This is a genomic window from Mesorhizobium sp. M7A.F.Ca.CA.002.09.1.1, from assembly GCF_003998555.1.
Taxonomy (GTDB): Bacteria; Pseudomonadota; Alphaproteobacteria; order Rhizobiales; family Rhizobiaceae; genus Mesorhizobium; species Mesorhizobium ciceri.
Map to the genome: position 1 here is coordinate 1 of NZ_RZRR01000167.1, position 7937 is coordinate 7937.

The 7937-nt window shown below is 63.3% G+C and carries 8 protein-coding genes; 5 read left to right on the forward strand and 3 right to left on the reverse strand.

Features of this window, described 5'->3' with window-relative positions:
- The 3 genes from EN994_RS35340 to EN994_RS10135 all read left to right on the forward strand — a co-directional run.
- The coding region (locus tag EN994_RS35340; protein WP_206530391.1) for a hypothetical protein at nt 1-511 on the forward strand (511 nt) is incomplete at its 5' end.
- Between the two features lie 76 nt (nt 512-587).
- A complete protein-coding gene (locus tag EN994_RS10130) occupies nt 588-2120 on the forward strand; it encodes a HAMP domain-containing sensor histidine kinase (protein ID WP_224621544.1) in 1533 nt (510 codons plus the stop codon).
- The gene (locus EN994_RS10135) at nt 2117-2812 is read left to right on the forward strand and encodes a response regulator transcription factor (protein ID WP_013529766.1); all 696 of its coding nucleotides are present in this window, start codon (nt 2117-2119) and stop codon (nt 2810-2812) included. The genes EN994_RS10130 and EN994_RS10135 overlap by 4 nt, the downstream gene beginning before the upstream one ends.
- Nucleotides 2813-2997: 185 nt before the next feature.
- Here the strand turns inward: EN994_RS10135 and EN994_RS10140 are convergent, their stop codons facing one another.
- The 3 genes from EN994_RS10140 to flhA are packed head-to-tail and all read right to left on the reverse strand — an operon-like array spanning nt 2998 to nt 6220.
- Nucleotides 2998-3381, reverse strand: a complete 384-nt coding sequence (locus EN994_RS10140; RefSeq protein WP_063168930.1) for a hypothetical protein — start codon at nt 3379-3381, stop codon at nt 2998-3000.
- Nucleotides 3382-3383: 2 nt separating this feature from the next.
- Entirely contained in the window at nt 3384-4136 is a 753-nt protein-coding gene (gene fliR, locus EN994_RS10145; protein ID WP_013529768.1) for a flagellar biosynthetic protein FliR, read from the reverse strand.
- The gene (flhA, locus tag EN994_RS10150; protein WP_063168929.1) at nt 4133-6220 is read right to left on the reverse strand and encodes a flagellar biosynthesis protein FlhA; all 2088 of its coding nucleotides are present in this window, start codon (nt 6218-6220) and stop codon (nt 4133-4135) included. The genes fliR and flhA overlap by 4 nt, the downstream gene beginning before the upstream one ends.
- A gap of 147 nt (nt 6221-6367) precedes the next feature.
- Between flhA and EN994_RS10155 the strand changes: the two genes are divergently transcribed.
- Nucleotides 6368-6667 (forward strand): putative quinol monooxygenase, encoded by a 300-nt coding sequence (locus tag EN994_RS10155; protein WP_063168928.1) that lies wholly within the window; start codon nt 6368-6370, stop codon nt 6665-6667.
- A gap of 136 nt (nt 6668-6803) precedes the next feature.
- On the forward strand, nt 6804-7937 hold a 1134-nt coding region (locus EN994_RS10160), incomplete at its 3' end, for a chloride channel protein (RefSeq protein WP_164745856.1).

A 7937-nucleotide genomic window follows, 5' to 3' on the forward strand; every position in this document is an offset into this window, starting at 1 on the left:
TGATATTGCTGTAACCACCGCCGCCGCCGCCACCACCACCGCCACCGGAGCCGCCATTGTCACCATTTCCACCGTCTGGAATGGCCTGCGTGCCGGCCGCCCCACCGGTCCCTGCATCCGGACCGTTGCCCGCGACGCCGGCGTCACCTGCATCGCCACCATCGCCGCCGTTGCTGTCTACGTCACCATCACCGCCCCTGCCTCCGGTCGCACCATAAAGAGCCTGTGCATGCGCCGGCGCCGTCAGGATGACTGGCAGCAGCAACGACCCCGCGAGCGCCGTGGAGCACAAAAGTACAAGCGGGATATGAGCGAGCGACGATCGCGAATTGTCATGGAATTCCCCCCGTGTGCCGCAAGCAACGATTCCGCGGCCGGCCCGATCGCCGGGCGTCCCGCGAAAATCATCGCTTGCCGCTGCGTCGGGTCGCGTGCGTCCGCCACGCACATCGCCCCGACTGCTTCCTCACAATCCGCCCGGCGAAACCACCAAGACGATCGCGGCCGATGATAAAACGTCCTCTCCCGACAATTCCACCGATCAATTCTATTGAATTCTGACCAATTCTTGCACGGGCGGATCGCGCTTGCCTCCCCGCACAACTCCTGCGAGATTCAACATTTGGCGCATCGGGGGGTGCGGCAGGGGAACCCCGTGCGAATACTCGACCATGCTTGATCTGAAGACCGTTCTGGTTGTTACGTTTGCAACCGCAAGCCTGCAGGCCGTCACCTGGTTGTTTGTGTGGCTGGCGTGGCGCCGCCTCTATGAGTTGAAGTTTCTTGCGGCCGGCTTCGTCGCTATCGCGGCGGGGGTGCTGCTGATTCTCCTGCGTGGGGAGCAGCCGGCGGCCTGGGCCATCGTGCTCCACAACACGATCATCAAGCTAGGCCTGGTGTTGCTGGCCGAGGGTCTGGCGCGCTTTCTGGGACAGCCACGCTATACCTGGATCAGCATTTCACTGCTGATTTTCCAAATTGTCGCATGGAGTGCCGCCCTCGCGATTGATCCAGGCGACATTGCTATACGCATTCACGCATCGACCTTCTTTACGGTCGTGATGATGTCGGTGATGTGTCTTGGGCTGATGCGGGACCGGACGCAACCAACCCTCCTGCGCTGGATCACGATCGGTGTGCTTGCCGAGTATATCGCGGCTAGCGTTCTCCAGAGCATCATCGAATACCGGCTGCCGGTCGATTTTCAAGGCGCCTCAGTTCTGGCCGACCGCAACGCCTGGTATCTGCTGCAGGGCGCGCTGTTCCTGATCGCCTTTTTCGGCTGCCTGCTGTTCATGGTCAGTTCGCGGCTGTCCTCTGCGCTGCTGGAGAAAAATATCGCCCTGTCGCGGGAGGTACGGGAACGACGACGGCTGGAAAGCCGGTTGAACGCGAGCCTGGCGGCCGAACGTGTGCTTCGCGACGAGCAGGCGGACTTCATGCGCGTCGTCAGCCACGAGTTTCGCACCCCGCTCGCCATCATCCGCAACGCGGCCGACATGATCGGCCTTGTCGGCCACAAGTCGCCCGAAGCGACACGAGAACGGATTGCCGGCATTGGCGAGGCGCTCGATCGCCTGTTTTCCCTGATCGACCGCTTCATGGCCAATGATCGCGACAGCGGGTTTCAGCCGGAGATGATACGCGTCGGTTTGCTTATTGCCGATGTGCGGCTGCATTTCGGGATGACCGGGCGCGGCGAGCGCCTGATCTTTACGGCGGATGACGACGCCGTTTCGCTTGTCGCCGATCCCGAGATGCTGGCGACGGTCCTGATCAACCTCATCGACAATGCGCTCAAATATTCGTCGGAGGACCAGCCAGTGGATATCGATGTGCGCAGCGAAGGTCGAAGTGCGGTCATTCGGGTGCGTGACCGTGGCATCGGCATTCCACAGGCTGAGCTTCACAAGATCGGCAGGCGCTTTTTCCGGGCCTCCAATACGATGGCGGTAACCGGAACCGGTCTCGGCCTCTATTCTTCGCGCAAATTGCTGGCCTATCACGGCGGCAAGCTGCAGTTGCTCGCCAACGACGACCAGGGCATTACGTCCATCGTCAGCCTGCCTCTGGCAGGCGAGGCAACGGATCGACTTTCGCCCGAGGAACTGACCGCATGACGCATATTCTGATCGTCGAGGACGAGCCCCGGCTGCGCAAGGATCTGGCGGATTTCCTGGAACTGACGGGCTTCACGGCCGAAGGCGTCGCCACGGCAGGGGAATTGCGCCAGACGCTGGCCAACGGCAGCTCGCCCGCTGTCATCATCCTCGATGTCGGGCTGCCCGATGGGAACGGGTTCGATCTGGCAACCGAAATCCGCAAATCACATGCCTGCGGCATCATCATGCTGACGGCGCTCGGTGACAGCGACGACCGTATCCGTGGCTTTGAGAGCGGCGCCGACATCTACCTGGTCAAGCACAGCACGCTGCGCGAGATCGACGCCGCAATTCGCAGCCTGCTGCGACGGACGGGAGCCCCGCCCGACTCTGCCAACGGCAGCAGCGATCGGTGGGTGCTGGACGGCACGAACTGGATGCTGATCGCGCCCAATCACCGTTCGCTTAAACTGACGGCGGCCGAGTTCGCCTTCATGAACGTGCTCTGCAACCGTAGCGGCGAAATCTGCCAGCGCGAGGATCTGGTGGAGCTTGTCGCCCGTCCCAGGTCGAACTTCGACAACAGGCATCTCGACGCAGTCGTCAGCCGGCTACGCCGCAAACTGGAGGAGCACATCAGCTTGCCCGCGCCGATCAAGGTCGTCTATGGCGTTGGCTACATCTTCACCGCGGCCGCCGCCGTGCAATGAACGTCTGCTCAACGGCTGCTTCCAGACCGAAGCATCGACTGGTCATGGCGCGGCAGGACCTCGATGTGCAGCCTGCAATGTCCGCTCTCAGGAAGCCACCATGCCCGCCCCTAAGACCGAGATTGCCGCCATTCGCAACCTGGTCAATGACGCTCACCGTTGGCCCATAGCGGAACACCCTCAGCTTACTCCTCGCCCTGCTTCTGCGCGATGATGTCGAGCCGCTCGCGGTCGGAGCGTTCGCGCTCGTCGCGGTTGCGCACGTCCTTGTAGGCACGCTCAACCATGTTGGTGCGGGCGGTCGCGGCGGCGATGAGGCCGGCTTCTTGCTTCGCGCTTGCCAGGTTCGCCTCCTGGCGCACGACCGCTTGGGCGATGCGGCGGTGGTAGAGATCGGGGAACAGGGCGGAAAGCGAATCGGCCTGGTCGAAATGGCCGACCAGTTCCCTGGCTTCAGCCTCGGCGGCACTGGCCGCGGCAAGGAAGGTGGCGTGGCGGGTTTCGTGCAGCGCCTTCAGCTGTTCCTGCACCTTGACCAGTTTCTTCAGGCGGTCCTTGCGCGTGCTCATGGTCATCTCGCCAGCGTCAGGTCGACGAAGCCGTCGACGAACAGCGACAGCATGGTGCCGACGGCGAAATAGAAGATGATCATGCCGCCGGCGATGATGAAGGGCTGGGAGATGAAATAGATCGGGATCTGCGGGGTCAGCTTGTTGACGAAGCCGATCGTCAGATTGACGAGAATGGCATAGGCGACGAACGGGCTGCCGAGGCGGATGACCAGGAAGAAGGTGTCCGACACCGTGTCGGTGACATCGACGAGGGCTGCCTGCGGGTTGAAGAAGATGTTGACCGGCGCGACCGTGTAGGAGGAAACCAGCGCGCGTATTATCTCGTGGTCGAAATCGAACACGAACAGCATCAACAGCGCCGAGAACGAGATGATGGCGGCAAGGGCTGCCTGGGGTTCGGGCTCCTCGATCGCCGGTCCGCCGGTGCCGCCATAACCGACCAGCATGGCGATGGCCGAGCCCATGAAGCGCAGGGCTTCCATGTAGAGCCTGGTCATGGCGCCGATCAGGCCGCCGACCAGAAGTTCCGAGATGATCATCGGCACCAGGATCTGCGGGCGCGGGTCGACGAAAGGAAAGATCTTGTCCCACAGGAAGGCGAGCAGGCCGCCGGTGGCGGCGACCGCCACGAACAACCTGACCTGGACCGGGACGCGGGCGCTGGACAGGCCCGGCATCAGCATGAAACAGGCGCCGATGCGGCAGAAGGCGAGGAACGCCGCGATGACGACGCCTTGCGACAGCACGCTCACGATATGGTTCCGAGCACCCTGATCTCGACGCCCTTGGCGATTTCGACGTGGCTGAGCACCGGCAGCGTGGTGAACAGCCGCTCGATGATCATGCGCACATAGGGGCGGGCGTCGGGCGCGGTGACGAGGACGAAACGCTCGCCGGCTTCCAGATATTTCTTGATCGCCTTGGTCGCGTCCTGGCCGAACTCCTCGAGCTGGCGCGGGTCGATGTCGAACTCGCGCACCTCACCCTTGGCGTCGCGCTTGAGGCTCTGGTGGAAGGCGAGATCCCAGCGGTTGCCGAGGCGAAGCACCTTCAGCACGCCGCCCTCGGACAGGTCGCCGCAAATCTGCTGGGCCATGCGGATGCGGACATGTTCGACGATCTGCTCGGTGCGGCGCACATGCGGCGCGATCTCGGCGATCGCCTCGATGATCAGGTGCAGATTGCGGATCGAGACGCGCTCGGCGAGCAGCAGCTTCAGCACCGCCTGCAGGCCGGGATAGGAGATGTGCGTGGTGCAGATCTCGTCGGCGAGCTTGCGGTATTCCTGGTCCTGGCGTTCGAGCAGCGCCTTCATGTCCTTGTAGGACAGAAGCTGCGGCAGGTTGTTGCGGATGACCTCGGAGAGATGGGTGAGCAGCACCGACATGTTGTCGGCGAAGGTGTAGTTCTCGCGCTTCAGATCCTCGGCGAAGGCTTCGACCACCGAATAGGCGCGCATGCCGAAGGCCGGCTCGCGGATTTCCTCGCCCGGTATCTCGGGTATGTCGCGATTGCCGAGCAGCACCATGATCTCGCCGACGCGCATCTGGTATTCGGCCACCACGGTGCCGTGCACCTTGATCTGGTAGCTCTTCGGCGGGATGGCGAAATCGTCGGCGACACGCACTTCCGGCACGACGAAGCCGTACTGGGTGGCGAATTTCTTGCGCATCTTGCCCATGCGGAAAACCAGTTCCTGATGCGACGTCAGCAGCCTTGTCGACAGCTGCTTGCCGATCAAAAGCTCGATCTCGGCGGTGGCGAGCGAGGCCTTGACCGAGTTCTTCTCCTCCTCGACCTTGGTCGCCTTTTCCTGGTCCTTGATCGCCTCGGCTTCGGCGAGGACACGGTTGGCGCGCATCGGGATGACGTAGCCGAGACCGGCCATGCCGGCTGCGAGCGCAAAGAACGGGAACAGCGGCAGGCCGGGCATCAAGCCGAGCAGCACCAGCAGCGATGCCGCGACATAGAGGGCGCGCGGGTGGGCGCCGAGCTGGCCGAACACCGCCTGGTTGGTCGAGCCGCGGGTGCCGCCCTTGGAGACGAGCAGGCCGGCGGCGAGCGACACGATCAGTGCCGGGATCTGGGTGACGAGGCCGTCGCCGACCGACAGCTTGATGAACACGTCGGCGGCTTCGCCCATGCCCATGCCGTGCCTGATGTAGCCGATGGCAATGCCGCCGACGATGTTGATGGCGGTGATGATGAGGCCGGCGATGGCGTCGCCGCGGACGAACTTCGAGGCGCCGTCCATCGAGCCGAAGAAAGAAGATTCTTCTTCCAGTTCACGGCGGCGCAGCTGCGCGGTCTTGTCGTCGATCATGCCGGCCGAGAGGTCGGCGTCGATCGACATCTGCTTGCCGGGGATGGCATCGAGGGTGAAGCGCGCGCCGACTTCGGCGATACGCGTGGCGCCCTTGGTGATGACGATGAAGTTCACCACGATCAGGATCATGAAGACGATGAGGCCGATGACGAAGTCGCTGGCCATCACCAACTTGGAGAAGCCGGCGATGACGTAGCCGGCGGCATGCGTCCCTTCATTGCCATGCGACAGGATCATGCGCGTGGTGGCGATGTTGAGCGACAGCCGCAGCATGGTGGCGATGAGCAGCACGGTTGGAAAAGACGAAAAATCGAGCGGCCGCTGGATCCACAGCGCCACCATCAGGATCAGCACCGAAAGCGCGATCGAAAAGGCGAGGCCGACATCGATGAGAAAAGCCGGGATCGGCAGGAACAGCACGGCAAGTATGATGACGATGCCGATGGCGAAGAAGACGTCGCGGCCGTTCTTGGCGGCCGCGCCGGGCTGAATGCTTTCGCTGATCGCCATATCGTCCTCAAACCCCATAGACTGCCGAGCGCGCGACAGCCCTGTGAGGGTAGTCCGCCAAGCTTGCGCGAGGGTGGGAGACTGGCTAGTTCGAACGATCATGCGCAGGTCGCCGTGTCGGCTAGCCTCGCCAGGAAAGGGAAACCCATGCTTCTGATCATCGGCACCATCCGCTTGCCGCCAAACAAATTTGAGGAAGCCAAGCCCGCAATGGAACGCATGGTTTCAGGCAGCCGCGCCGAGGTCGGCTGCATCCAATATTCCTATGCGCAGGATGTTTTTGATGCCGGGCTCATCCGGGTCACGGAAGTCTGGAGCGACAGGGCAGCGCTCGACGCGCACTTCGCCTCGCCGCACATTGCGGACTGGCGTGCGAGCTGGCCGGCGCTCGGCATAGGCGAGCGCAACCTCGTACTCTATGAAGCCGGCGAGCCCATGCCGACCTGAACGGTCCATCGGCCCGATCGATATCGCGTCCACTTGTCGCCAATGTGGTGTCTGTCGGCATTGTGGTTGCCATGCCGTGCCGCCGGGCGTATCAGGCTGGCTTTCCACTGCCTTTCGATATCGGCGAGCCGCCCCGGTGCTTTCCAGAAACCACAGCGAAGTTTACGCCCGCCGGCTGCGCGCGGTGCTGATCAGGTCGTTGCCCCTGCTCGAGGCACGCGGCATCGTGGTGGTCATCCTCGCCGGTGTCGTAGGCGTCATGGCTGGCATATTGGTCACGGCGATGAGCCAGATCGTGCAGGACCTGCACGGGCTGCTGTTCGGCGTTCAGCCTGGCGGCCGGCTTTCCGGCATGTTCTCGCTCGCCAATCCGATGCAGGCGCTGATACCGGCGATCGGCGGCATACTGCTGGGGCTGACGGTGGTCTGGCTCCGGATACGGAAATTCCGCACACCGATCGACCCGATCGAAGCCAATGCGCTCTATGGCGGGCGCATGTCGCTGACCGACACCTTCATCATCGCCGGCCAGACGATGATCTCCAGCGGTTTTGGCGCCTCGGTCGGGCTGGAAGCCGGCTACACGCAGGTTGGCTCCGGGCTGGCATCGCGGCTGGCGGGCATCTTCAGGCTGCGCCGCAACGATGTCCGTATCCTGGTCGGCTGTGGTGCGGCCGGCGCCATCGCCGCTGCCTTCGATGCACCGCTGACCGGCGCCTTCTACGGCTTCGAATTGGTCATCGGCATCTACTCGGTCGCCAATGTCGCGCCTGTCATGACCGCCGCGATCTCAGCCTCGCTGACCGCTGAAATGTTCGGCGGGGTGCCTTTCCCGCTCGAGCTTTCGGGTCTGCCGGCGCTCACCGCCAGCCAGTATGTGCCGTTCCTGCTGCTCGGGCTGCTCGGCGGTGCCGCCTCGATCGCCATCATGCATCTGGTGACGCTGATCGAGCGCGGTTTCGCCAGGCTGTCGATCGATGCGTCGCTGCGCCCCGTCATTGGCGGCGTCATCGTTGGCTTGTTGGGGCTGATCACGCCGCAGGTGCTGTCCAGCGGCCATGGCGCGCTGCATCGCGAATTCTCGATGAATTACGGGCTGGCCGTGGTGGCCAGCGTCTTCGTGCTCAAGCTGGCGGCGTCGGCGGTCTCGCTGGGATCGGGTTTTCGCGGCGGGCTGTTCTTTGCCTCGCTGTTCCTCGGCGCGCTGCTCGGCAAGGCGTTCGCGGATGTGATGCTTGTTATTTCTCCGGCAACCGGCATCGACCCTGCC